Source organism: Paenibacillus wulumuqiensis, from assembly GCF_000971965.1.
In the GTDB taxonomy this organism is placed as follows: domain Bacteria; phylum Bacillota; class Bacilli; order Paenibacillales; family Paenibacillaceae; genus Saccharibacillus; species Saccharibacillus wulumuqiensis.
Genome location: NZ_KQ040792.1, coordinates 589850 through 613732, shown reverse-complemented (window position 1 = coordinate 613732; position 23883 = coordinate 589850). Strand labels below are relative to the sequence as shown.

The 23883-nt window shown below is 51.4% G+C and carries 24 protein-coding genes; 10 read left to right on the top strand and 14 right to left on the bottom strand.

Annotation, left to right across the window (positions count from 1 at the left end; translation table 11 throughout):
* Positions 1-41: 41 nt before the first annotated feature.
* The 4 genes from WH45_RS02675 to WH45_RS02660 are packed head-to-tail and all read left to right on the top strand — an operon-like array spanning position 42 to position 2353.
* On the top strand, positions 42-632 hold the full coding sequence (locus WH45_RS02675) for a TetR/AcrR family transcriptional regulator (RefSeq protein ID WP_046212817.1): 591 nt from the start codon (positions 42-44) through the stop codon (positions 630-632).
* Positions 633-692: 60 nt separating this feature from the next.
* Positions 693-1043, top strand: coding sequence for a DMT family transporter (locus WH45_RS02670; protein WP_046212816.1), 351 nt, complete (start codon positions 693-695; stop codon positions 1041-1043).
* Positions 1043-1357, top strand: a complete 315-nt coding sequence (locus WH45_RS02665; RefSeq protein WP_046212815.1) for a DMT family transporter — start codon at positions 1043-1045, stop codon at positions 1355-1357. Before WH45_RS02670 ends, WH45_RS02665 begins: the two co-directional genes overlap by 1 nt.
* 48 nt (positions 1358-1405) lie before the next feature.
* On the top strand, positions 1406-2353 hold the full coding sequence (locus WH45_RS02660) for a 1-phosphofructokinase family hexose kinase (protein ID WP_046212814.1): 948 nt from the start codon (positions 1406-1408) through the stop codon (positions 2351-2353).
* Between the two features lie 2 nt (positions 2354-2355).
* Here WH45_RS02660 and WH45_RS02655 read toward each other — a convergent pair whose 3' ends face one another.
* The 3 genes from WH45_RS02655 to mobA all read right to left on the bottom strand — a co-directional run bounded on the left by WH45_RS02655 (position 2356) and on the right by mobA (position 4242).
* On the bottom strand, positions 2356-2556 hold the full coding sequence (locus tag WH45_RS02655) for a hypothetical protein (RefSeq protein WP_152663465.1): 201 nt from the start codon (positions 2554-2556) through the stop codon (positions 2356-2358).
* Between the two features lie 126 nt (positions 2557-2682).
* Complete coding sequence (locus WH45_RS02650) at positions 2683-3351, bottom strand: TorD/DmsD family molecular chaperone (RefSeq protein WP_046212812.1); 669 nt, start codon at positions 3349-3351, stop codon at positions 2683-2685.
* 243 nt (positions 3352-3594) lie between these two features.
* Positions 3595-4242, bottom strand: coding sequence for a molybdenum cofactor guanylyltransferase (mobA, locus tag WH45_RS02645; protein ID WP_052723589.1), 648 nt, complete (start codon positions 4240-4242; stop codon positions 3595-3597).
* Between the two features lie 251 nt (positions 4243-4493).
* Between mobA and WH45_RS02640 the strand changes: the two genes are divergently transcribed.
* A complete protein-coding gene (locus WH45_RS02640; protein ID WP_046212811.1) occupies positions 4494-5690 on the top strand; it encodes an MFS transporter in 1197 nt (398 codons plus the stop codon).
* Positions 5691-5956: 266 nt separating this feature from the next.
* Here WH45_RS02640 and WH45_RS02635 read toward each other — a convergent pair whose 3' ends face one another.
* On the bottom strand, positions 5957-7666 hold the full coding sequence (locus WH45_RS02635) for a glutamine--tRNA ligase/YqeY domain fusion protein (RefSeq protein ID WP_046212810.1): 1710 nt from the start codon (positions 7664-7666) through the stop codon (positions 5957-5959).
* 190 nt (positions 7667-7856) lie between these two features.
* Here WH45_RS02635 and WH45_RS02630 point away from each other — a divergent pair, with 190 nt between their 5' ends.
* Both WH45_RS02630 and WH45_RS02625 read left to right on the top strand, forming a co-directional pair.
* Positions 7857-8114 carry a DUF2164 domain-containing protein gene (locus tag WH45_RS02630; RefSeq protein WP_046212809.1) on the top strand — a complete coding sequence of 86 codons (258 nt, stop codon included), beginning with the start codon at positions 7857-7859 and terminating at the stop codon, positions 8112-8114.
* 49 nt (positions 8115-8163) lie between these two features.
* Positions 8164-8712 carry a GNAT family N-acetyltransferase gene (locus tag WH45_RS02625; RefSeq protein ID WP_046212808.1) on the top strand — a complete coding sequence of 183 codons (549 nt, stop codon included), beginning with the start codon at positions 8164-8166 and terminating at the stop codon, positions 8710-8712.
* Between the two features lie 268 nt (positions 8713-8980).
* Here WH45_RS02625 and WH45_RS22705 read toward each other — a convergent pair whose 3' ends face one another.
* The gene (locus WH45_RS22705; RefSeq protein WP_052723588.1) at positions 8981-10627 is read right to left on the bottom strand and encodes a response regulator; all 1647 of its coding nucleotides are present in this window, start codon (positions 10625-10627) and stop codon (positions 8981-8983) included.
* 380 nt (positions 10628-11007) lie between these two features.
* Here WH45_RS22705 and WH45_RS02615 point away from each other — a divergent pair, with 380 nt between their 5' ends.
* Positions 11008-11433, top strand: a complete 426-nt coding sequence (locus WH45_RS02615) for a hypothetical protein (RefSeq protein ID WP_046212807.1) — start codon at positions 11008-11010, stop codon at positions 11431-11433.
* Here WH45_RS02615 and WH45_RS02610 read toward each other — a convergent pair.
* From WH45_RS02610 to WH45_RS02600, 3 genes are all read right to left on the bottom strand, one after another.
* The gene (locus WH45_RS02610; RefSeq protein ID WP_046212806.1) at positions 11421-11912 is read right to left on the bottom strand and encodes a GNAT family N-acetyltransferase; all 492 of its coding nucleotides are present in this window, start codon (positions 11910-11912) and stop codon (positions 11421-11423) included. The genes WH45_RS02615 and WH45_RS02610 overlap by 13 nt on opposite strands.
* Before the next feature lie 150 nt (positions 11913-12062).
* A complete protein-coding gene (locus tag WH45_RS02605) occupies positions 12063-13298 on the bottom strand; it encodes an MFS transporter (protein WP_046212805.1) in 1236 nt (411 codons plus the stop codon).
* A 33-nt stretch (positions 13299-13331) separates the two neighbouring features.
* Positions 13332-13772, bottom strand: a complete 441-nt coding sequence (locus tag WH45_RS02600) for a hypothetical protein (protein ID WP_046212804.1) — start codon at positions 13770-13772, stop codon at positions 13332-13334.
* A 266-nt stretch (positions 13773-14038) separates the two neighbouring features.
* Here WH45_RS02600 and WH45_RS02595 point away from each other — a divergent pair, with 266 nt between their 5' ends.
* Together WH45_RS02595 and WH45_RS02590 are read left to right on the top strand one after the other, a co-directional pair.
* A complete protein-coding gene (locus WH45_RS02595; protein WP_052723587.1) occupies positions 14039-15187 on the top strand; it encodes a sigma-70 family RNA polymerase sigma factor in 1149 nt (382 codons plus the stop codon).
* Positions 15188-15325: 138 nt separating this feature from the next.
* On the top strand, positions 15326-15772 hold the full coding sequence (locus WH45_RS02590) for a carboxymuconolactone decarboxylase family protein (protein WP_046212803.1): 447 nt from the start codon (positions 15326-15328) through the stop codon (positions 15770-15772).
* Positions 15773-16097: 325 nt separating this feature from the next.
* Here WH45_RS02590 and WH45_RS02580 read toward each other — a convergent pair whose 3' ends face one another.
* The 6 genes from WH45_RS02580 to WH45_RS02555 form a co-directional block, all read right to left on the bottom strand.
* On the bottom strand, positions 16098-17261 hold the full coding sequence (locus WH45_RS02580) for an ATP-binding response regulator (protein ID WP_268748561.1): 1164 nt from the start codon (positions 17259-17261) through the stop codon (positions 16098-16100).
* Between the two features lie 238 nt (positions 17262-17499).
* A complete protein-coding gene (locus tag WH45_RS02575) occupies positions 17500-18393 on the bottom strand; it encodes a formate/nitrite transporter family protein (protein WP_046212801.1) in 894 nt (297 codons plus the stop codon).
* A 426-nt stretch (positions 18394-18819) separates the two neighbouring features.
* Entirely contained in the window at positions 18820-20181 is a 1362-nt protein-coding gene (locus WH45_RS02570) for an FAD-dependent oxidoreductase (protein WP_046212800.1), read from the bottom strand.
* 420 nt (positions 20182-20601) lie between these two features.
* Positions 20602-21468 (bottom strand): ABC transporter ATP-binding protein, encoded by an 867-nt coding sequence (locus WH45_RS02565; protein ID WP_046212799.1) that lies wholly within the window; start codon positions 21466-21468, stop codon positions 20602-20604.
* Between the two features lie 174 nt (positions 21469-21642).
* On the bottom strand, positions 21643-22668 hold the full coding sequence (locus WH45_RS02560) for a FecCD family ABC transporter permease (RefSeq protein ID WP_046212798.1): 1026 nt from the start codon (positions 22666-22668) through the stop codon (positions 21643-21645).
* Positions 22665-23720: a FecCD family ABC transporter permease gene (locus WH45_RS02555; protein WP_046212797.1), complete on the bottom strand. Its 1056-nt coding sequence runs from the start codon at positions 23718-23720 to the stop codon at positions 22665-22667. Before WH45_RS02555 ends, WH45_RS02560 begins: the two co-directional genes overlap by 4 nt.
* Positions 23721-23883 lie beyond the last annotated feature (163 nt).

Below are 23883 nucleotides of genomic sequence, written 5' to 3'. Positions count from 1 at the left end.
AAATAATCACCTTAACTAACGACCGTTAGGTAGGTGAAACTATGAGTGTAAAGTTACAACTGCTCCATATTGGATTGTCCCATTTTGCGAAGGATGGTTATGAAGGAGCTTCGCTCTCCAGACTGGCTGCAGAAGCAGGAATCAAGAAACCGTCGATCTACGCCCATTTTAAAAGCAAGGAAGATCTTTTCCTCAAGGTGCTGAGCCGGGCGGCACGGGCATTGAAGCATCAGATTATCCGTTATATGATTGCCCACCGGGAACAGCCGTCGGAGCAAAAGCTGCGCGGACTGCTCACCTATTTGCAGGAGTTATATACCAGTGATGATACGATCAAATTCGTGATCCGCATGTCATTTTTTCCGCCTGCAGCGCTTCGGGAAGAGGTCATTCCGCTAATTTACAATCTGCTGGACGGACTGGAATCCCGTCTGACCCGGCTGCTGCGCCAGAGCATGGATCAGGGCGAGCTCTCCCTCTGCCTATCTGCGGAGGCAGCTTCCCAGGCATACATGACCTGCGCCGACGGTATCCTGATCGAGATGCTGTACGGACAGTCCCATCGCTCGGTACAGCGGCTGAATACCATATGGCCGGTATACTGGCGTGGGATTCAGGCCGTTCATCAATAACGGGAAAATCAAAACTAAAGACACACAGGATGTGCATTACAAAGGGGATGAACAAACATCATGAATCGCAACTGGTTATATGTATTTATCGGTGGACTGCTTGAAGTCGTCTGGGTATCCGGCCTCAAACATGCCGGAACCGTCAGCGAATGGATACTGACAGCGGCAGGGATTACCCTGAGTTTTTATCTGATTATCAAAGCTTCCAATCGGCTGCCGGTTGGTACGGTCTATGCAGTGTTTACCGGGATTGGTACCGGTGGAACCGTAGCAGCGGAGATGCTGATCTTCGGGGAACCGTTCCAGTGGACCAAACTGCTGCTTATTCTGCTGCTGATGGCTGGCGTGATTGGATTGAAGCTTGTCACGGATAATGAAAGCAAAGTTGCAGAAAAGGCAGGTGAGGTCTGATGTACTGGTTAGCTCTTGTTATTGCAGGAGGATTTGAAGTGGTCGGTGTCATCAGGATGAACCGGCTTGTACGTCATAAATCCGTGTTAAACGTTATGCTGCTCATACTGGCTTTTGCAGGCAGTTTCTCCTGTCTCACCTATGCGATGAATGGTATTGCCATGGGCACCGCTTATGCGGTCTGGACAGGTATCGGTACGGTCGGGGGCGCAATTGTCGGCATGCTTATGTATAATGAAGCCAAAAGCGGCTGGCGCATCCTGTTTATCGCGATGATCATTGCTTCGGCCGTTGGGCTGAAACTGATCTCCTGAGCAGACCATGCAGACCATCCGTAACTCTCATTCAGAGGCGGTGGCTTCATGATTACGACAGTAACACTGAATGCGGCACTGGATATTATTTACCAGATTCCTTCCTTACAAATCAATCACGTTCACCGAACGGCCGGACTGACGCTGCCCGGCGGCAAAGGCGTCAATGCCGCCCGGGTCATCCGTCAGCTCGGAGAACCCGTAGCTGCCGCCGGATTCACGGCAGGCTATAACGGACAGAAAATGCAGCATCTGCTCGCTGCCGAACAGGTCGACTGCCAGTTCACCGAGGCCGATGGCGAGACCCGGCTGGCGATTACGATTCTGGAGCAGCAGGAACAGACACAGACCGAGCTTATCGAGCCGGGTCCGCTGGTCACGTCCGCACAGCTGGAGCAGCTGACCCGGCAGCTGGAGACACTGGCTCACAAGTCCGACTGGGTACTGTTCTCCGGCAGTCTGCCGCAGGGATGCCCGGACGATCTGTACGCCCGGCTGATCGGCATCGTACGCGACTGCGGTGCCCGGACAGCGCTCGATAGCAGCGGAGCAGCCCTGCATCATGGTATCAAAGCGGCACCGGATCTGGTCAAGCCCAATGCCCAGGAAGCCTGCGATTGGGCTGGCATAACGACAGGCGGTCTGCCGCCTTCAGCAGAGCAGCTGCGGCAGGCTCTGACCGCCATGCTGGATCATGGTGCCGCGATGGCTGCCATTTCGCTTGGCGCTGATGGCGCGATAGCCGCCGAGCGGGCGACAGGCCGCTTTTACCGGGTCCGGGTGCCTGAGCTGCAGATCACGAGTGCACTCGGCAGCGGCGACGCGATGGCCGCCGGTATGGTAACGGCAGCCAGTCGGGGCGGAGCATTAACCGATATGCTGCGCCTTGGTTCCGCCTGCGGCAGTGCCTGTGCGCTTCAGCCTGCAGCCGGTCTGATTGATCTGGACGATGTACAGCGCATCAGTACGAGTATACAAATAACCCCTGAGTCCTAGGCTCAGGGGTTATTTGTATGTGTGGCAAATCGTACATCCATAAAAAGTTCACCTGTATCATCATCCCGAATCACAAAGTTAATCTCATGAGGAACCAGTTCCCGCAGTGCATACTGCCGGGCCCAGTCCAGTGACGGAAATTCCCTGACCTGCTCGACTGACGTGACGACAATTTTGGACTTCAAACATCGGTACGTAGGCAAGGCGGTATTCCCCCTTTAATGATCATTGGACAGGAGAGACAGGTTTGACGCCTGTTTTGACCTATTTGGTAGACAAAATTATTCTTTTAACAGAGAATAGATGATCGATATGGTGGTCTATTCGGATTATCGTAACAAATGCTGCTCGGCTGCGTACACACGCAGGTTATACAGATCTTCGATCAGATAGGCGGATGCGGTCTCCGCCCACATCTGATACAGGTCATGCTCGGCTGCCTCATTCAGCTCCCGGCAGAAAGACGGCACCCATGGCAGCAGGTAATGTTCCAGAAAATCCGTCTGTGCCTGGATCATCGCATTCTGCTCCAGCACATTGCCTTCGCTCTCGGCCATACGCTCAGCCAGCAGTGACATGAATTCCAATTCGATCCCGATATGATCATCGGTCTCCTGATCCATCTTTTTAAAAGCAATACCTGCTCGCGCATAGATCGAATTCAGTGTAGCCTCATAACTCCAGCGCTCCTGGGCACCAGGCAGATATTCCGCAGCACGCGGACGATGCGGCAGCCGCTGCTCCAGGAAAAGCTGGTCGTACTGGACACATTCGTTATACGCATACTGAATAATATTGGTCAGCGGTATATTCTCCAGCATATGGATCAGCGGGTTGGTCTGTCCGGACAGAATCCGGATGCGTCCGGCTTCCTTGCGCCATTCAATCAGCTTGGACAGCGTAGGACGCCGCTGCAGCATTTCACTCAGCAAACGATAGGTCATGACCCGGCTGTACAACCAATCTGTCTTCATGCATGTTTCCATCTTTACTGTCATGAGAATACACCCCTTGTGATATTATTCACTTATCATATGTCAGCGCTTGCAACTTAGCGACCAAGTAGGGAAACGAACAATTTGGCAGCGCAGTCTGTCAACCAAAACCATCTGTTGGACAACGTATTTCCTACCTGTATTGTACCTGAATTGGGCAGAAATAGGGGGCAAATAGCCCTAAGTTCATAAAATAGCCATGTTTGGCGGCGGCTCTGCCCCTTTTGTCTATGCCAAGTATCATATTCACTGCAAAAATCTGCTGCTATCCGCCTGTTGAAGCGCCTGCTTGTATGCTTCGGGGTCGTTCATATTGTGCAGACACCAGGAGGACAGGTCACCTTTTGCCTGTTGGCTGTGCTGCTCCAGTAGCTGTTCTAGTGAAAGTTCTATCGTACGATGCTGATTCAGCCAATCCATTACCCTCAGCTGCCCCTTTTGCAGAGCTGTCTCCAGCGAAGGACGTACACTGTGATGATATACGGCATACAGCGGATGCCGGCGTCCCTGATAGGTCGGCAGCACAGCCTGTACCGGCAGTCCGTCTGCTGCAGATTGTGCCTTCTGCAGCAGCAGTTCCAAGAGCCGTGTACTGGCAAAAGGCAGATCACAGGCGCTGAGCACATACCACTGTGCATCCAGTGCATTCATCCCTGCATACAGTCCCGACAAAGGTCCCTGCCCGGGAAACCGATCTGGGGCTGTTGGCAGCTGCAAAAAGTCATAACTGCGGTCCTCGGCGGCAGCCAGACACAGCTGGGGTACACAGCTCCCCAATGCTGCTGCGACCCGTTCAATCACGCTGCGCTCCCCGATCTTGAGCAGCGCCTTATCTGTCCCCATCCGCCGGGACTGTCCACCGGCCAGAATAATGCCAGCTGTATCCTTATACATGGTGTTCCCTCCTGCTCATGCTCACTCTCTCCTGTCTGTTCACTTCTCTTCCTGTTCAACAGTATACTGCATCCTGATCAGGATCGAACCTCTGCTGCGTAATCCGGCAAGGAATTCACAGATTATTGCGAAAAGGTGACAGCGGAGTAATTACGAATCCACCGTTAGATGAATTTCGTCCAAAATGGTTTGTATCCCCTTTCAACAAATGATACAGTGAACTAAAAGTTCTCGGAAAGGGTTGGCCCGTCATGCGTTCACCTTCGTCTCAGCCTGCACTCCTCTCCCTTCGTTGGTATACTTTTTTCATATATGGAACGATGGTTATTTTTACAAGTTTCTTTCAGCTGTATCTGCAGGATATCGGGATGAGCCAGAGCCAGATTGGTGCGCTGATGGCGATCGGTCCTTTTATCTCGCTCTTTGCCAATCCGTTCTGGGGCTATTACAGCGACCGACTGCAAAATACACGCTTGATTCTGCTGATCATGATGACCGGTACCCTGCTGCTCGTGCAGATGGTATTCCAGGTACATAATTACACGCTTATTTATATAGTAATGGCCTGCTTTTTCTTTTTCCAGACACCGATGTTTGCTCAGACCAGTACGCTGATTCTGAACTATATCGATGGGACGCCGTACAAGTTCGGCGGATTCCGGCTGTACGGATCGATAGGCTGGGCACTGACTGCGGTCGCGGCTGGTCCGGTGATCGACTATCTGGGCGTCTCCAGGATTGGGATCGTCTTTACCGTACTGCTGCTGGTGGCGATTGGATTGATGCTGGTCATGCCTGCACAGACCCGCTCGCCGGGCGGAGCCGCTGCACTCAGCTGGCGGGCACTGCGCCAGTTCAGCGGTAATGGATACTTTGTCGGCTTTATCGTGCTCGGGGTACTTGTGTCCATTCCGAATATGATGAACAGTACCTTTCTCTCGCTGTATGTGATTGAACTGGGCGGCAGCAAAAGCATGGTCGGCTGGGCGGTATTTGCTTCATCGATTTTTGAAGCGGCATTGTTCCTGCTGTTTGACCGGTTCCTGAAGCGCCGGATTTCCTTTATGCTGGGCTGGCTGGCGATTGTGAGCATCCTGTTCACCCTCCGCTGGCTATTGATGGCGGAGGCGGTCAGCCCGCTGCAGGTCGTATTTATCCAGCTGCTGCATGCAGTGACATTTGGCGGTTATTTCTATGTCGGCACCCAGCTGACCATGATGTTCGTACCTAATCAGTTCCGCAGCTCCGGTCAGGCGATCTACACGATGACCTGGAGCGGTCTGGCCGGAGTCATCGCCGGCTTCCTCGGCGGCTGGCTGTTCCAGAACTTCGGTTCGGAGCATATGTATCTGGTCGGCATGCTGCTGTCCTTTGCCGGAGCGGTCGGATTTATCCTGATGTGGCTCAATGTGCGGCGGACAGGCTATCAGCTGCCGGATGAAGAATAAACCACTTGGATGATCGGCAGCCGAATATCTGCTTGTATCGAAAACAATTATGGTTCGCGAAGCTTCGCAGGCTCACACATTCTGCAGGATACACGGAATATCCAGATCCGGCAGAATCACATGGCTGTCCATCGAATAGCTATTGCGAATACCGGGAATACGACAAAAAGCCGGAACTGTCTGCACAGTTCCGGCTTTTTTAATGGCTTATTATTTATATTCATACTTTATGCTTTATACCGCTTGATGCGGTCGCAGAAGTTTAATTAGACTTTTGGCATTTTGAATGAGCTCTTCATCGATACGACCAGGTTGAATACCGGATCGCCAGGCATGGTGTATTTCGGATCGGCGCTGAAATAGCCATGGCGGAAAAATTGGTAGCGGTCGTAGGCTACGGAATTTTTGAGTCCCGGCTCCACGAATCCGTGCACCACTTCCAGCGAGTTCGGATTGATGGAATCCAGGAATGTTTTCTCTGGAATCTCATCATTGCCGCCGCTTGTCTCTTCCACGAGCTCTTCTTCTTCCGCTTTGATCAGCGGCTCATACAGACGGAACTCGGCAGGTACAGCCTGCGTCGCTTCCACCCAGTGGATCGTTCCTTTGACTTTGCGTCCGGTAAAGCCGGTACCGCTCTTGGTCTCCGGATCGTAGGTGCAGTGAATCTCCACCACATTGCCGTCTTCGTCCTTGATAAAGTCGTTGCATTTGATAAAGTACGCGTGCTTCAGGCGCACTTCATTGCCAGGGAACAGACGATGATACTTGCTCGGCGGTTCTTCCATAAAGTCATCCTGCTCGATATAGATCTCGCGGGAAAATGGAATCTGGCGAATACCCATCTCTTCGTTCTCCGGGTTATTCTCCGCATCCAGCATCTCTACCTGTCCTGCCGGATAGTTGGTGATGACTACTTTGAGCGGACGCAGTACGCCCATCGTGCGCGGTACACGCAGCTTGAGATCTTCACGGACAAAGTGGTCCAGCATTTGCAGATCTACAATTCCCTGACTTTTGGAAATGCCTGTCTCGTACACAAACGAGCGCAGCGCTTCCGGTGTAAAGCCGCGGCGTCTCATTCCCGAGATCGTCGGCATACGCGGATCATCCCAGCCATCGACGATGTTCTCGTCCACGAGCAGCTTGAGCTTGCGCTTGCTGGTCAGCGTCTGGGCGAGATTCAGGCGGCCATATTCATACTGATGCGGCTCGGCATCCACGTCACACTCGCGGATCACCCAGTCATAGAATGGACGCTGATCTTCGAATTCCACCGTACAGAGGGAATGCGTAATATTCTCGTAGGCATCTTCCAGCGGATGGGCAAATGTATACATGGGATAGATGCACCATTTGTTACCGGTATTGTGATGCTCCAGATGAGCGATACGGTAGATCACCGGATCACGCATATTGATGTTCGGCGAAGTCATGTCGATCTTGGCACGCAGTACCTTTTCCCCGTTGGCGAACTTGCCGTCACGCATCTGGCGGAACAGGTCCAGGTTCTCCTCGACCGTACGATTGCGGTAAGGGCTGTCCTGTCCGGGTTCGGTCAATGTTCCACGTGTCTCACGGATCTGGTCTGCAGACTGGTCATCCACATAGGCCAGACCTTTGTTGATCAGCAGCTCTGCCTTTTCATACATAAAGTCAAAATAGTCGGAAGCAAAATACTTGCCTTCCCATTCATAGCCGAGCCATTTGACATCGGCTTCGATGGAACGTACATACTCTTCGTCTTCCTTGGCAGGGTTCGTATCGTCAAAGCGCAGATGCGTTCTGCCGCCAAACTCGTCTGCCAGTGCAAAATTGACCCAGATGGCCTTGGCATGTCCAATATGAAGATAACCGTTCGGTTCCGGCGGGAAGCGGGTTACCACTTTGTTGACCTTGCCGGACTTCAGGTCTTCGGTAATAATGGTCTTGATAAAATTAGAAGGAGTCAAATTCTCGTTCTCCACGCCTATCAACCTTTCGTCGTTCAGTTTCTGTTACGAATAATTTCTATTATAACGGTTCTGAAAACTTAGGCAAGGATAGCGCCTTCATGAAGCGACTCCAGTCCTGCCTGCAAACGCTATAATTGCGGCTAAATGGCTTTGACGGAAGGCAGTGAATACGGTAGCATATAAGTTAAATCGTCTGCAAGGAGGATCGCTTATGCAACCTTTACAATTACCACGGGACACCCGCGAGCTTCTGATCGCCGATATCCGTCAGTTTTTTGAAATGGAACGGGGAGAAAGCATCGGTGAACTCGCTGCGGATACGGTACTGGATTTCTTTTTGAAATCGGTCGGTCCCCACGTGTATAATCAGGCTTTGTCGGACTGCCGCACCCTCGTGAATGAGCGTATGGCCGGTCTGGAAGAAGATATCTACGCCCTTGAACAGCGTTCACCGCTGCGGCCGCGATAAGATGCCCATATCATCGTTATTTTATTCAGGAAAGAGAGGAATTCCCCGCATGTTTACATATATATTGGATGACGATACAGAGCTTCGGCCGCTGGAGCCTGCCCATGCCCGTCATATTTACCAGCTGATCGACCAGTCGCGCTCGTATCTGCGCCAGTGGCTCTCCTGGGTGGATGCCACCACTTCCGTGCAGGCAAGCGAAGACTATGTTCGTGCCGCGCTGACACAGTCGATGGAAAATGGCGGCTTCACCGCCGGCATCTGGTACAAGGATCAACTCGCCGGCATTATCGGCTTCCATGAGATCAACTGGAATCATCGTACGGTCGGTATTGGCTACTGGCTCGGCGAAAATTACCAGGGACACGGACTGGTCACCTCGGCGCTGCGCGTCATGGTCGATTACGCGCTGCTGGAGCTGAACCTGCACCGGGTCGAAGTCCGCTGTGCCACCGCCAACAAGCGCAGCCGTGCCGTTCCGGAACGTCTGGGCTTTATTCTGGAAGGCATCATCCGCGAGACCGAGCTGCTGCCATCCGGCTATGTGGATCATGCCATCTACGGCATGCTGCAGCAGGAATGGAAGCTCAAACGCTAACCGGATACAGGACGAGTACAAGACGCTATTCGCTATATTCAAATAGACCGGGCATCTGCTCCGGTCTATTTTTTATGATTGCTTAATAGAAATAATTCTGTTCAAAATAAATGCATCATATGAGAATATCCTCACGGAATGGATATCTTCATATGATGCATTTATCCCATAACTGCTCTAAAGATAAACCGCCTTGTTTCTGCTGCCCTTTGCTTGTACCGATTTACTGTTACATCCATAGATCTTGCCTCTGTACCAACATCCCTGTTTATTTATTCGTATATACCTTGCTGAGCAGACGGCGAACCCTTGCTTCCAGCTCGACCATACTGAACGGCTTGGTCATATAATCATCGGCCCCCGCACGAATCGCTTCGGCAATCCCCTGTTCATTATCGATACTCGTCAGCATCAGTACCGTATAGATCGCAGAAGCACTGGATCGCTCACGAACGCGTGCCAGCACTTCCATCCCGTTCATACGAGGCATCATCCGGTCCAGAATGAGCAAATACCGCCCTGGCTCCTGATTCCATGAATCTTCCATAAAAGCCAGTCCGTCCTCATAGGCGCGCAGCTCTATCGGCTGATTTCCGCCAATATCACGCAGCTGCCGTTCCAGTATGCTGCGAATCAGCGGATCGTCGTCCACAATTGCCAGTCGAAGCGGCAGTATACTGCTGCCCGGCAGGACAGCAGGCACAGATGCTGCCATACCGCTGCTGCCCTGTTCATACTGCTCGGCTGCTGTCAGCATACGATTCACCTGACTCAACGCTTCGCTGACCAGTCCCGGATGAGTCGGGTCTCCCTGTACCGGCAGAATCGCATACTGTACCGCCAGTTGTACTTCCTCCAGCATACCGGCAATATCTCCGGTGTGCAGCAGATTATCCATAAAGGCAAAGCTCTGCTCTCTCGTAAATTCCGGCTGCAGCAGATAGAAGTGTCCGGATCGTTCATGCACCCATATATCCTCTACACGCAGCTGCATACGGATATAATCCGAGAATTGGCGCAGCTGCCGGTCTCCGGCTTCATAGCCCCAGCGTTCATTGTATCCGCGCATTCCCTGCAGATGCACAGCAATCAGGTTGGCTCCGCCCCGCTGTCCGGCGAACCGGGGCAGCTGCTGATCGAGAATATTCATCGTAAAGGCTCCCGTATTTTCATCCAGCATCAGCAGTCGGTTCAACCTCCTTTTGCGGGCGACCAGCTTGCGGACGCGCAGTGAGAATTCATCCATCTCCAGCGGCTTGGCCATAAACTCATCCGCCCCTGCCTCATATCCGCGCATACGCGTATCCTTGTCACTGCGTGCGCTGATGATGATTACCGGGATCAGATGCAGGTCGCAGAGCGCCTGAATTTGTGACAAAAAGTGGAACCCATTCGAGTCTGGCAGCACCAAATTCAGCACCAGACAGTCCGGCTGCATATCATAGAACCATTTCAGCGCTTTGTCCGGATAAGGAGTAGCCAGTACCATCAGTCCCTGCGTTTCCAATTCATCCTTGAGCAGGGTCAGGAGTCCAATATCGTCATCCAGCACCAGCACGGTACCTGTAGCTGATATATTGCGCTGCGGACTGGCTTCGTCATCCGCCTCTTCAGGAAGATTGGCCATAGTCAGTTCCAGTTCTGTCGTACGGGACAGTTCAATCAGCGGTTCCAGCATTCGGAACAGCTGATTGCTGGTAAACGTCCGTTCTCCTTCTTCATCAAATGCCATCAACAGACGAATAGCTTCCGCATACCATCCGGGCAGACCGATCGTTCCTGCTGTTCCTTTGATCGAGTGAATCATCCGGTAGACTTCGCTTTCCGGTGTCTCGGCCTCCGATGCCAGCATTTTCTGAAGCTGTTCCTGGATCTGCCTTTTGAACAACAGCTGATATTTACGCATACGCTCCATATCGTATCCTCCATTTCGTTTCTTCCTGATCGGCCATGACGATAACTTGGGTTCCTACGGATACTTCGGTGAAGGGCGGGATGAAGAGACTACCCATTTACTTTTATGATCATTCAGTACCTGTTATTTAGTAAATTTTGGTATGTCGCTTGTTAAGTATTACTTAAATGGTTCCCCTGTCCTTTGAAACATGATCTGCGTCCGGAACAGGATTTATTTGTAAATTATCAGCTGATTGGTGTACAGGCGGAGATATGTTTACATTTCGCTGCAGATGTTTTAGCTATTCTTTACATGCTTTTAAGTTTCCTTTAAGCCGGAGAGGGTAAGATGAGAAGGTAAGATTAGCAAGACAGCATGAAAAAAAGTGAGGTATCCATATGAAAAGCACGAACACCTATCGCCGAATCCGTAAAGGGAAAGCGATGATCAGCACGCTGCTGCTCGGTATCGCCATCAGCAGTCTGTTACTCGGGGAGCAAGCCAACGCGCAGTCAATTGCCACATCGTCCACTTCTTCCGTCACCCGTGAACAGCAGGACCCTTTCCTCGGTGCGCTTGGCGCTGCTTCAGATGAGGATGTCTATGATGATCTGTATGAAGGCCATACACTGGCTGAGACTGCCCGCCGTAACAACAAAAACCCACAGGCCATTATTGACCTGCAGGTGGCACAAATGAACGAAATGCTTACACAGCGGCTGATTGACGGAACTCTTTCACCGGATACATACCGGGCACAAAAAGAGGAACTGACCGATATCATCACCCAGAGTGTCTATGGCCAGCATCCCTATAACCAGTAAGTCATAAAGATGTCATCCACATATTGTCCATTAATATAAAATTGTTCCTGAAGCCGTCCATTTTCGACGAATCCGTATTTGTCGTAAAAATGGACGGCTTCTGTATTGGTCGACAGTACCCGCAGCGTGAGCTTGCGGATATCGCGCGCGCGTGCATGAGCGCACAATGCATCCATCAGCTGTTTGCCGATATTTTGCCCCTGATGATGCGGATGCACGGCAATATGAATATCGTAGACATGACTGCTGATCTCCAGTGGATGTGGATGGCGGAAGCCGATATAACCGCACAGCCGATCCGACTGGACCGCCAGCAGCTGACTGCCAGGCGGCGAGGATTGCAGATACTGTCTGCGGGACGAGCAGCAGAGAATCGAGGGCGTATTCCGTTCATTCCAGACGAGTTGGTCGAGCGTCATCAGCTCTCTGGCATCTTTCATGGTGGACAGACGGATCGTCAATGGAACAGCAGATTGCATATTTATCCGACACACCCCTTTTCCCCAAAAAAAGTTATGCTGCGAACAGCGGTAATTCTGCTCTCATTATAGCATTCGATCCGGCTGGAAGATCCAGTGATATACCTGGATCACACTGCTTGCTGCCTGGTTGTTTTTCATTTGAATAAATCAGGCATGATCTCGCGGACGCAGGATGACGCCGCGCTGGGCAATGCTGTGCACGACATAGAATCCAAGCGACAGTACACCGGCAGCCACGGCGACCCAGCTGACCGGAATAATTCCGCCCTGGTCATAGAATATTCCCATCACATAAGGTCCGATGACCCGGCCGACGGCTCCAATCCCTCCAGCGACCCCAAGATAGAATGGCGCATACGCCCCGGTCCGCTCCGATACAAAGGAAGGAATTGCCGGTGACATCAGCATCTCGCCAAAGGTCGTCAGGATCATCGCGGCGATAAAAGCCGGATAATTGTGGAATCCCAGAATCACGATATAGCCGAGCAGGTAAAAGACCGCACTCGCCGTCAGCTGTGCCTGTGCTGTCTGGGCGACGAGCCGGCGTACCAGATTCACAAACGGCTGTCCGACAAAGATCAGCATCCCGTTCAGTGTCCACAGCAGGCTGTAATAGCTGATCAGCATGCCCGAACTAACGATAAAGGGAGACACCCCGGTATTCCAGATCGAGTTGCCGAGCCAGAGGAACAGCGTGGCGACACCCATGAACAAGTATACTCGCACCTGACCGAGCAGCCAGATGGTGCTTTCGCCTTTTTCCATTTTGGGGCGTCCCGGATTGTTCTCATCAATAGGAGCACCGGCCTCGGTCCCCTCGCCAATCCGTTTCAGATATACATAGAAGAACCCGGCAAACAGCACACAGCTGATCCCGTTCAGCACAAATGACAGATAAAATGAAATATCCGCCAGTATTCCGCAGAGTGCTGTTCCGAGCGCCACACCGATATTGTTGGCGACATAGACAATATTGAACAGCTCGCCCCGCCGGTCGGCAAACCGGAAGCCGATAAACGCCTGGATCGCCGGCAGCGACATCGAGTTAAACAAACCGATCAATACCATCGTGCCCATAAATAAATGCCAGTTATCGCTGACGATCGGCAGCATAAACAGCAGCAGCCCGTTCATGAGCAGCGAACCGACGATCAATTTCTTCACACCCAGGCGGTGGTACAGCGTTCCGCCAAGCAGTTGTCCGACAATCCCTCCAAGCGATTGCAGCAGCACAACGAAGCCGGCATCCCGCATCGGACGGTCCAGCTCCTGATACACAAACAAAGTTACCAGCGGCCACATCAGTGACCCGCCTGCGGCATTGATCAGACTCGCAAACAGGAACACCTGTATTTCCCGCGGGTAGGTTTTAAGCCAGCGCATAATTACATTTCCTTTCTTCTCCTGCTCTGCTAATCAGTCCAACTCAAAAGACCATTCCAGAAAAGCATTAAAATCCGGCCACTGCGGCTGCAGCGTACCCTCTATAAAACGATACCAATCCTCTTCCAGTCCCAGGCCGAGAACCTGCCCGGTGCTGCGGTTATAGAAATAACCGTACTCGCCTTCAAAGCTGTCCAGCGGAATATATTCTTTCGGAAGTTTTAACGTCTGATGGATTCCCTGTATACTCATCGTATAACTGTCACTGTTCACGACAAACCAGCAGATCTGGTACATCTGCTGATGATTTCTGCCACTGAACGCAGGACCGTCTTCCGCATGCAAATAAAAAAGAGCACAATCCGAATGAAGTTCCATCCTAATCTGCTGCAGTGCATCCATATACTCCTGCGTGATATCATCAAACCACCAGCCCTGATGCTTGCAGTGATTGACTACTTTCTCCGACAACATAACGATTCTTCACCTCTTCGTGCCCCGTCGGAATATCTCATCTGCTCCGCTCTGCTACGGGCTGCGTATATTGATGTACTGCCTGCTGTGCTCCGCCCGGATCACCGGCATCTTGCAAGCCCTGTACAGCATGGACTACCGATCATCTGCTTTTGGCATTCCACCCTAGTATGCTTTACTCTGTGCCGGGTGGCAAGCCATCCCTTTGATGCTTTACCCTGCTAATAGCAACCTATTATTCAACATTAGTAAAGGAGCCATATATCATGAACCACTCTATGGAACCCAATCATATCTCTCAGCCAGCTTCTCTCTTACATACGAAACCGGAAAATCCATCCACATCACCGATATCCATTGCACCTGAAGTTCTTGAATCGCCAGAATCGGATACACCTCATGCACATTCCGTCCATCCTGAACATACAGCTACCGTTTATTCTCTTGACGGGATCTACAGCATGTACTATTCCCGGCTGCTGGCTGTCACCTACCGGATGACCGGGACTATGACCGACGCGGAAGATATCGTACAGGACCTGTTCGTCTATCTCAGCCAGCGGCAGGAGGAATTGCCTCGGATTGAGCATATGCAGGCGTATTTGATCCGTGCCGTCACAAACCGCAGTATTAATCTGCTGCAATCCGCCCGCAAAAAGCGTGAACTCTACACCGGTCCGTGGCTGCCGGAACCGTCCTTGCAGTCTGCTTCTTCCCGGCGTTCCCGTTCAGCCGGATCTGGAAGCAATCATGACAACGATCATCTCCAGTGTTCCCTGCACCCGGTGGTCGATCAGATGCCTTCTTCCTCCACTGCCGATTCCGATGCGGAACAGCTCATGCTGCGTCAGGAGGAGCTCAGTTATGCAGTGATGGTGCTGCTGGATCAGCTGTCTCCGGTGGAACGTGTTATTTTTGTCCTGCGTGAATCGCTCGGTTATGATTACTGCGAGATTGCCGGATATGTGGACAAATCCGAAGCCGCCTGCCGCAAAATACTGAGCCGGGTTCATGCCCGGCTGGAGCCGGCTGCGGTATCTTCTGCGGTCGCCAGCCAGCAGGGTGAGTCGCTTGTGCTTGCTTTTCTGGCAGCGGCACGGGAAGGTGATTTGCAGCCGCTGCTGGAACGACTGCAGGAAGATGTGCGGCTGTATACCGATGGCGGCGGCAAAGTCCGCGCCGCCCTGCGTCCGATCCTTACCCGCAGCCGTGTAACGGCATTTTTCCACGGGATCGCCAGCAAGGGTTCGCTGGACGGCCAGTGGTCGATGGTATGGATCAACGGTGAGCCCGGACTCCAGCTGCAGCGGGATGGACGTACCGTCTATGTATGTGCCTTGCAGTGGGACAGCAGCGGACAGATTCAGAATGTCTACATGGTGTCCAATCCCGACAAACTCCGGGAACCGGTCTGAATCAGATAGCTTTTCTCTTTTCATTTCATCGGGTGTCACAGATGCCATGCCTGCCCTGTCTTATATATTGAAGGCGACTTTTCCGGAAAAGAACAGCCTGCTTTATAAGAAGATCCCATTTCCCAAGGAGGCATTACCATGCAAACCCGTATGAATCATTACCAGACCCATCCTGCCGTCTACAAGCAAATGATGCAGCTCGAGACTTTTATCAAGGAACAGGGACTTGATCCCGTTCTGTATGAACTGATCAAGATCCGCGCTTCCCAGATCAACGGCTGTGCCTTTTGCCTGGATATGCATACCCGCGATCTGCGCAAAATGGGCGAGTCCGAAGAACGGATTGCCCTGCTGAGTGTATGGAGAGAGACGCCTTATTACACCGACGCCGAGAAGGCTGTACTGCACCTGACCGAGGTGGTCACGGAGGTGTCGCAGCATGGCGTGCCGCAGGACGTGTATGAGCGTGTGCTGGCGCATTTCAGTGAGAAGGAATACTTGGATCTGATCATGGCGATTAATATCATTAACAGCTGGAATCGGATCGCCATTTCGACCGGAATGTTCCCTGGATGTACGGGCTAACAGCACATTAATAAAATTTTTCAGGAATTTATTCGGTGGGTGTTTCAAGTTCTGTAGACCCGTTTAACAATAAGTAACGGCATTTGGCGAGAGTGATGTCCCCTTCATTCTCACCCTCTGTCATATCATGGACCACTCCCGGAATCCGCCATACTACGGTTTCGTTCCCCCGAACCGCATTATGGCGGATTTCATTTGTCTTGCTTCGCTGAATCCATACAAAAAGGACTCTTTCTTTAATGAAAGGTCCTTTTTGTATATATGCTCTTGCCATGTATAGTAGAAATACCTTATTTAAAATCTTTTCCATATCATGCCCTGTTATTTAGCGCTGGCTATGCTGTAGCGCCAATATACTGTTAAGCATATGAATTTTGCGGATTGGCTTGGTAATGACTGTGTCAAAAGTATCCCGAAACTCACCTTCAACCTTCTGACCGAGCGGAGCCAGCAAAAATATGGACTGCTGTTGAATCTTCAATCTGTCCTTGAGCCACTGTTCATGGTCGATCATTTCCAGATCAATCAGTGTCAGGTCATAGGCATGATGATATAACTCATCAAAGAAGCGTTCGTTCATGCTGGATGTTGTCGTAACCTGTGCTCCCCATTCGGTAAGCATATCCGAGATAATATTTACGCTTTCCACATTGCTGTCCAGCAGCAGAATACGAAGTCCCTGCAAAATATCAGTCTGGAACGGAATTGATGGCAGGTCAGTATACTGTTCAAAATGCAGGGTAAGACTGACTTCCGTACCTACACCATGCATACTTTTCACCTGAATCTCGCCGTCCATAAGTTCTACCAGATGCTTACTGATCGACAATCCCAGCCCAGTGCCTCCATAAATATTATCTTTGTCCAAATGTAGCTGGCTGTACACTTCGAAAATATGCTCCAGCTGCTCTTCAGAAATCCCTATACCTGTATCCTCAATGGCAATCTTCACTGTCAGCCTATTCTCAAACTTCGGCGGCAGCAAAAATACAGAAACTTTAATATTCCCTTTATGAGTGAACTTAATCGCATTTTGCAACAGATTCATAATAATCTGACGCACCTTGAGTGCATCCCCCATAACAAACAGAGGAATATCCGAATGCACATTCAGATGTATCCCTACTCCTTTTTCAAAAGCCCTGGGCGCCAGTGCATAGGTCAGATCTTCTACAGTATTTATTACATCAAATGGATCCTTGTTCAACTTCATCTTGCCTGCTTCCATTTTGCTCATATCAAGCAGGTTATTTACCAATGACATAAGCGAATTGCTGCTGGTTTGAAGAATGTCCACATAACTGTTCTGTTCTTCATCCAATCTGGTTCTTTGCAGTAGTTCGACCATAGATAAAATGCCGTTCATTGGTGTTCTGACCTCATGGCTGAGTATGGCGATAAAATTCGACTTGTCTTCAGATACTTTTTCTATATGAGTTCTGGACTCCTGGCAATCATCTAATTGAAGGCGAAGCAGCTGTAATTCCATTTCCAGCTCTTTTTGTCTTTCAATTAATTGATCTTGATCCAAATTTTTCATGATTACACCTCGTAAGCCTCAAAGGCACATGTCCTTAAGGGCATATATAGTGTATTTATTACCCAATGATCGGTTTTTAAATCAAACAAAGAGCCCTGTATCGTAAATAAAACATGGGCTCTTTGTATCCAGATTAGGATATTCATCTGTTATTTTATGAGATTGTCTAATATCATCTATCAACTAATCAATGAGCCTGTTCGCTGTGCTGCAGCGGCATCGACACAGCCGCTCCTGCACTCATGCCTGTAGCAGCTGCTGGCTGTTCTACGGTATGACCGCCTGCAGGATGTGCTGCCGGTGCGGCTATTTTCGGCTGGCGTACATAAGCGACGAAATACGCGCAGGCGACGAACAATGCGCCACCGGTCAGATTGCCGAGCCAGACCGGTACAAAGTTCATCAGATATTCGCCCCAGGAATAGTAACCTGCGAAGATAGCAGCAGGAATCAGGAACATATTGGCGACAACGTGCTGGAAGCCGATAGCGACGAATGACATGGTCGGGAACCAGATGCCCATAATTTTGCCGCTGATGCTGTCTGCGCTGTAGGAGAGCCAGACAGCCAGAGCAACGAGCCAGTTACAGCCGATGCCGGATAGGAACATTTGCAGAAAATTCCCTTCCAGCTTATGACCGGCCATCTCTACTGTTTTTGCCAGATATGGTCCGGTCTCGGTCAGTCCGACGATATGTCCGAAGAAATAAGCAACAAACAATGCGCCCAGCAGGTTGGCCACCGTGATCGCAAACAGATTGCGTACCAGCTCCATGGTGGAGATGCGCTTGGCCATCCGTGCCAGCGGCACTGCCATCATATTACCGGTCAGCAGCTCTCCGCCCGCGACCAGTACGAGTACCAGACCGACCGGGAACAGCGATGCGCCTATAAAGTTGGCAAAGCTGCCCCAGGATTCCGGTGTATTGGCGATCACGCGAATATCCAGCAGAAATCCGATCGCGATAAAAGCACCGGCGAGAAAGCCAAGCACCAGCATCTGCGTCCAGCTGGAGCGTGCTTTGGTCACGCCTGTCTCTATCGTATTCATAGCAATCTGCTGTGGTTTGTAATAAGCCATAATATGTTCTCTCCTCATCTATGGTCAATTTCTCATATTTCAATTTTAATGGATATACTTTGTGAAAAAAGTAACAAATGTCACGATATGCATAAAAAAAAAGCCCGTACGGCATAAAAACCATACGGGCAAACAAGAAAGCTTATTTAACCATTTGTGAACGTGATGTTCGGTGAATCGTGATCGGAGAGAAACCGTATCATTCAGTTCTCCTGTGATCAATCCTTACGCTGGAGCATGAATATATGTTAACGGCAGAGAGCCGGAGCCACCGCTTCCGGATACAGATGCCGGAAGCAGCCGGGTTGCATAGGAAATGAACTCTGATGAATAGGCTCCGCTCCACTGCCGGAATAACCATTAAGCGACATTGTGTTACCTTTCACATAGTAAGGCAAAGATATTGATAAATTAAGGCTGACTGGCTCAGACGGTAACCGGCTGTTTGGCTTCGACCGGTGCCAGCGCCTGCAGACCCACACTGTTCAGGTAGTTCCACGGTTTGTTGTAGTGCGGCTGGAAGAAGAAGTCGACAAAGGCCAGCTGATCCACCGTCATGCCGGTCTGAATACATACCGAGATCGTATTGATCGACTGGGTCAGATCCGCTTCGGACATAATCTGTGCGCCCAGAATACGGCGGCTGTCTTTTTCATAGACCACTTTCAGAGTGACGGTCTCATGTGTTGGCATAAACTCGGGACGGTAGTGATCCTTGAACGTGGAAGTCTCTACATCCAGACCAGCCAGACGGGCGGATACTTCAGTCATCCCGGTACCGGCGATATTCTGTTCATAAATCTTGATACCCGATGTACCCTGTGTACCCATGTACTCATTGGTTGGTGTAACCAGGTTGCGGGCGACCAGTGTACCCATACGTACTGCATTCGTAGCAAGCGGGATATACGCATGCTGACCCGTCGGATTGTAGAATACCGCACAGCTGTCACCAGCGGCAAAAACGTCTTTTTTGCTCGTCTGCATATATTTGTTGACGATAATCGCACCGTTTGGCAGCATGTCCACCTGACCGGTGAGCAGCTCGGTTTGTGGGCGGAAGCCGATGCAGAGAATGACCATATCGGCAGCATGTTCGCCTTTATCGGTTACGACGGTGCTGACTTTGCCGTTTTCGCCTGCGAACTTCACGACTTTCTCGCCGAGAGCGAGCTGGATGCCTTTGTCGGTCAGCAGCTGTTCGGTACGGGCAGTGAATTCAGGGTCCAGGTATTTGCTGAGGATACGGTCTTCCGCATCGATCAGAGTCACCTGTTTGCCGTTCATTTCGAATGCTTCGACCAGCTCGACACCGATATAACCGGCACCGACCACGACGATGTTACGGGCAGATTTGGCTTTTTCAATAATGGTATTGGAATGGTTAAAGTTTTTGGACAAGACGATGTTGTCCAGCTCGATGCCTTCGAACTTCGGAATGATCGGCCACGAGCCGGTCGTAACGATCAGTTTGTCATAGGTGTCAGTGAGTTCAATACCGGTGTTCAGATCGCGTGCAGTCAGCGTCTTGGCATCGGTATCGACGGAGGTCACTTCATGCAGCATCTTGGTAGTGACACCCAGCTCGGCCAACTGCTGTGGCGAAGAGTAGAACAGTCCCTGCGCATCCTCTACCACACCACCGACATACAATGCGATCCCGCAGGACAGGAACGAGATATTATCATTACGTTCGTATACGGTAATCTGTGCATCCGGGTATAATTTGGCAGTGTTCACAATTGCGGAAGTTCCGGCGTGAGTACATCCAATAACAGCTACTTTCATGGTTGTTTCCTCCTGAGTCAATCTGTATTTGTTGAAGCTTGTGTCTATCAGGTCATGGGTGTAAATGAAATAATAATCAGGCGATTAGGTCAACAACAGGTGATTCATTCACAGGCTTTGAATGGGATAAATCTATGCTGCTTTGTGCTTGTGAATCATTTCACCTTGTATTCTTATTATATTGTGATTTTTATCACATTACAATAGGTTTTGCTAACGTTCATACTTTGTTCATAATTTCACAAGTGTATGGTGATGTAGTGTATTGACTGGGAGAGCTGACATCATCCGCTACTGGAGTGAAGGGTAATTTAAAAGAATTGAAGTTCTTTGCATTCGATAGAGGGATTGAATTAAAAAAGCCGCCTCTACTCGGCGAGTTCCGGGTAGAAGCGGCTTTCTATTGTTATAGTGTGTAACTCAGTTCTGGGCAGCGGTGCGCAGTTGGGTGTGCTGGCGACCTTCCTGTACCTGCTGCTCGGCAGCTACTGCAGCCTGTACATTGCCTGCAAGAGCGTACGGCAGACACAGAGGCACACCGCTGCGCGGGTCGACGACGATATCAGCTTCGATGCCGAATACGTTTCGCAGGACGTCGCAAGTCATGACTTCGACCGGTGATCCTTCGGCGACGGCTTTCCCCTGCTTGATCGCGATCATATGGTGGGCGTAGCGGGAAGCATGGTTCAGGTCATGCACGACCATGATAATGCTGCGGCCGGAGGTGGCGTTGAGCTTCTCCAACAGCTGCAGCACTTCCAGCTGGTGCGCCATATCCAGATATGTCGTCGGCTCGTCGAGGAACAGAATCTCCGTATCCTGTGCCAGCGACATCGCGATCCAGGCGCGCTGGCGCTGACCGCCGGAGAGCTGGTCGATCGGACGATCGTGGAAGTCCATCATGCCGGTCGCTTCAATGGCCCAGGATATCTTTTCCTTGTCTTCGGCCTTCATCGAGCCAAATCCCTTCTGGTAAGGGAAACGTCCGTAGGAGACCAGTTCGGTCACGGTCAGTCCTTCCGGAGCGGTTGGTGTCTGCGGCAGAATCGCGAGCTGCTTGGCGACTTCACGAGTAGATTGCTTATGGATTGATTTTCCGTCGAGCAGAACAGCACCTGCTTTGGGCTGCATAATACGTGCCATCGTCTTCAGAATCGTGGATTTCCCCGATCCGTTCGCACCGACCAGCGCAGTAATCTGGCCCTGTGGAATCTGAATATTCAAGTCCTCCACAATCAGACGGTCCTCATAGGCAATGTCCAGCTTGGACGTCATCAAACGCACCATAGTTCATCCATCCCTTTCAGTCGGCAGCAGATCCGTATGCTGTGCCGCTTTATATAATAGTAGCAAATTATCCGGCAGTATCAGGTGTTGCTGAAAATGGCTCTGCCAGGCAGATGCCGTATATATGGGCTTACATGTAACGTTTCGGTCATTGTCCGGCACTTCTGCAGAAGATCAGGCTCTGGAACGGGCCAGCAAATACAGGAAGTACGGGCCACCGATAATCGCGACCATGACACCGGCCGGAATCTCGGCATTGTCCATCAGTGTCCGGCCGACCATATCGGCGATCAGCAGCAGCACCGCTCCGATCAGGGCAGACACCGGGATCACATGCTCATACCGCGGACCGACGAGCCTGCGGGCAATATGCGGCCCCAGCAGGCCAATAAAGCCAATCCCTCCGCTCACCGCTACACAGGAAGCGCTCAGTGCAACCGCAATAATCAGCAGCAGCAGACGCTGCTTGTTCAGATACGAGCCCAGCCCTGTCGCCGTATCATCGCCGAGCGAGAATACATTGAGCTGTCTGGCTTTCCATAGGGCGGCTGGCAGCAGGACGACAATCCATGGCAGCAGCGCAAGCACGAATTTCCAGCTGCTGCCCCAGATACTGCCTGCCTGCCAGGTTGCAATAAAGTTGAATTCATTCGGGTCCAGCTGCAGGGTCAGCACGATCATCAGTGCATTGATCCCTGCCGCCAGGGCAATCCCCGACAGCACCAGCCGCGAGGACGAGATACCCTTGTCTTTTTTGTAGGCCATCAGGTAAATAATCGCCGCCGCCGCAAAGCCGCCGATCAATGCCAGAAACGGCATAAACATCGGTGAAGCGGACTCGCGCATCGGATTCGTCACAACAAACAGCACGACCGCAAGTCCCGCTCCGGAGTTGATTCCGAGAATCCCCGGATCGGCCAGCGCATTGCGGGATACCCCCTGTAAAATAGCACCCGCAATCGCCAGCCCCGTCCCGACGAGCAGCGCGATGACAATACGCGGCAGCCGGAATTCAAACAGGATCAGGTTGTCCCGTGGTGTACCGCCGCCAAACAGCGTTCGCAGCACTTCCATCGGTGACATTTTGGTAAAGCCTGTATTCATGCTGAGCAGCAGTGTAATAAAAGCAATCACGATCAGCGCGGCGATGGTAATCGTTGTGCGAATCGTGCGTTTACGGTTAAAAATAATCGGATTCAAAAGGTATCCCCCACTTTCTTCCGAATGACATAGAAGAAGTAAGGAACCCCGATCAGGGCAATCAGTGCGCTCACCGGTTGTTCGGTCTGCGGATTCAGCAGCCGTCCGAACGTATCGGCAAACACAAGCAGCAGCGCGCCCAGGATCGCGGAGGTCGGAATAACCCATTTGTAATCGACGCCGACCAGTGCACGTGCCGCATGAGGAATCATCAGACCGATGAATCCAATCGCACCGACCGTGGAGACGGAAGCTCCTGCCAGTACCATGACGACCAGCACTGCACCAAGGCGTACCAGACCGGTACGCTGACCGAGTCCGGAGGCGACATCATCGCCAAGACTGAGAATCGTTATCGACCGGGACAGCAGCAGTGCCCCGATCAGAGCACCAGCAATCCAAGGCCAGAGAATATTAACCTGTGACCAGGTCACCCCGGCTACACCACCTGCATACCAGAACGCGAGATCCTGGGAAATCCGGAAATACAGCGCGATCCCTTCAGACAGCGCGACCAGCATCGCCGCTACGGCGGAACCAGCCAGTGCCAGACGGACCGGTGTCAGTCCGCCTTTGGCAATCGAACCGATACCATAGACGAGCACGACGCTGATCGCTGCACCGATAAAGGAAAACATGATCAACTGGTTAAAGCTGAGTCCCGGGAAAAAAGCAAAGCACAGCGCCAGCATAAACCCGGCACCGGCGTTCACCCCAAGCAGCCCGGGATCGGCCAGCGGATTGCGTGTCATTCCCTGCATCAGCGCACCAGCGACTGCAAAAGCGGCGCCGACAAGCGTACCGGCAATTGCCCGTGGAAGCCGAAGCTCCCAGATCACCTGATGATCTTGATTGGCCGGGTTAAATGCGACGATCGCCTGCCAGACCACGTCCAGCGGAATCTGCCTGCTGCCCTTTGCGACCGAAAATGCGAGTCCGGCCAGCAAAAGCACAAGCCCGCCAATGATAATCAGCAGCGCTGCATAAGGACGCGACCAGATTTCTTCCTTCGGCGAGGTCTGCCGGCCTTTCACAAACGTACTGCGAGTCATAAGCAAGCCTCTTTCTGCATCAGTAATGGATGATAGTATGAAAAATAGTTGATTGTCTGTTGGATTGTGAAAAAGTGTTGATTCTTCATGATAATTTCATCTATTTAAAGATACTGATAATCATTATCACTTGTCAACCGATATCAAGAAAAAGCCGCCTAAA

Coding starts and splice junctions, on each gene's coding strand:
- WH45_RS22705 (WP_052723588.1), bottom strand. CDS start 10,627: ATGGAGCGTATGCGTAAATATCAGCTGTTGTTCAAAAGGCAGATCCAG.
- WH45_RS02675 (WP_046212817.1), top strand. CDS start 42: ATGAGTGTAAAGTTACAACTGCTCCATATTGGATTGTCCCATTTTGCG.
- WH45_RS02600 (WP_046212804.1), bottom strand. CDS start 13,772: ATGTTGTCGGAGAAAGTAGTCAATCACTGCAAGCATCAGGGCTGGTGG.
- mobA (WP_052723589.1), bottom strand. CDS start 4,242: ATGTATAAGGATACAGCTGGCATTATTCTGGCCGGTGGACAGTCCCGG.
- WH45_RS02605 (WP_046212805.1), bottom strand. CDS start 13,298: ATGCGCTGGCTTAAAACCTACCCGCGGGAAATACAGGTGTTCCTGTTT.
- WH45_RS02575 (WP_046212801.1), bottom strand. CDS start 18,393: ATGGCTTATTACAAACCACAGCAGATTGCTATGAATACGATAGAGACA.
- WH45_RS02650 (WP_046212812.1), bottom strand. CDS start 3,351: ATGACAGTAAAGATGGAAACATGCATGAAGACAGATTGGTTGTACAGC.
- WH45_RS02555 (WP_046212797.1), bottom strand. CDS start 23,720: ATGACTCGCAGTACGTTTGTGAAAGGCCGGCAGACCTCGCCGAAGGAA.
- WH45_RS02570 (WP_046212800.1), bottom strand. CDS start 20,181: ATGAAAGTAGCTGTTATTGGATGTACTCACGCCGGAACTTCCGCAATT.
- WH45_RS02670 (WP_046212816.1), top strand. CDS start 693: ATGAATCGCAACTGGTTATATGTATTTATCGGTGGACTGCTTGAAGTC.
- WH45_RS02660 (WP_046212814.1), top strand. CDS start 1,406: ATGATTACGACAGTAACACTGAATGCGGCACTGGATATTATTTACCAG.
- WH45_RS02665 (WP_046212815.1), top strand. CDS start 1,043: ATGTACTGGTTAGCTCTTGTTATTGCAGGAGGATTTGAAGTGGTCGGT.
- WH45_RS02625 (WP_046212808.1), top strand. CDS start 8,164: ATGTTTACATATATATTGGATGACGATACAGAGCTTCGGCCGCTGGAG.
- WH45_RS02595 (WP_052723587.1), top strand. CDS start 14,039: ATGAACCACTCTATGGAACCCAATCATATCTCTCAGCCAGCTTCTCTC.
- WH45_RS02615 (WP_046212807.1), top strand. CDS start 11,008: ATGAAAAGCACGAACACCTATCGCCGAATCCGTAAAGGGAAAGCGATG.
- WH45_RS02630 (WP_046212809.1), top strand. CDS start 7,857: ATGCAACCTTTACAATTACCACGGGACACCCGCGAGCTTCTGATCGCC.
- WH45_RS02580 (WP_268748561.1), bottom strand. CDS start 17,261: ATGGAATTACAGCTGCTTCGCCTTCAATTAGATGATTGCCAGGAGTCC.
- WH45_RS02565 (WP_046212799.1), bottom strand. CDS start 21,468: ATGGTGCGTTTGATGACGTCCAAGCTGGACATTGCCTATGAGGACCGT.
- WH45_RS02640 (WP_046212811.1), top strand. CDS start 4,494: ATGCGTTCACCTTCGTCTCAGCCTGCACTCCTCTCCCTTCGTTGGTAT.
- WH45_RS02590 (WP_046212803.1), top strand. CDS start 15,326: ATGCAAACCCGTATGAATCATTACCAGACCCATCCTGCCGTCTACAAG.
- WH45_RS02610 (WP_046212806.1), bottom strand. CDS start 11,912: ATGCAATCTGCTGTTCCATTGACGATCCGTCTGTCCACCATGAAAGAT.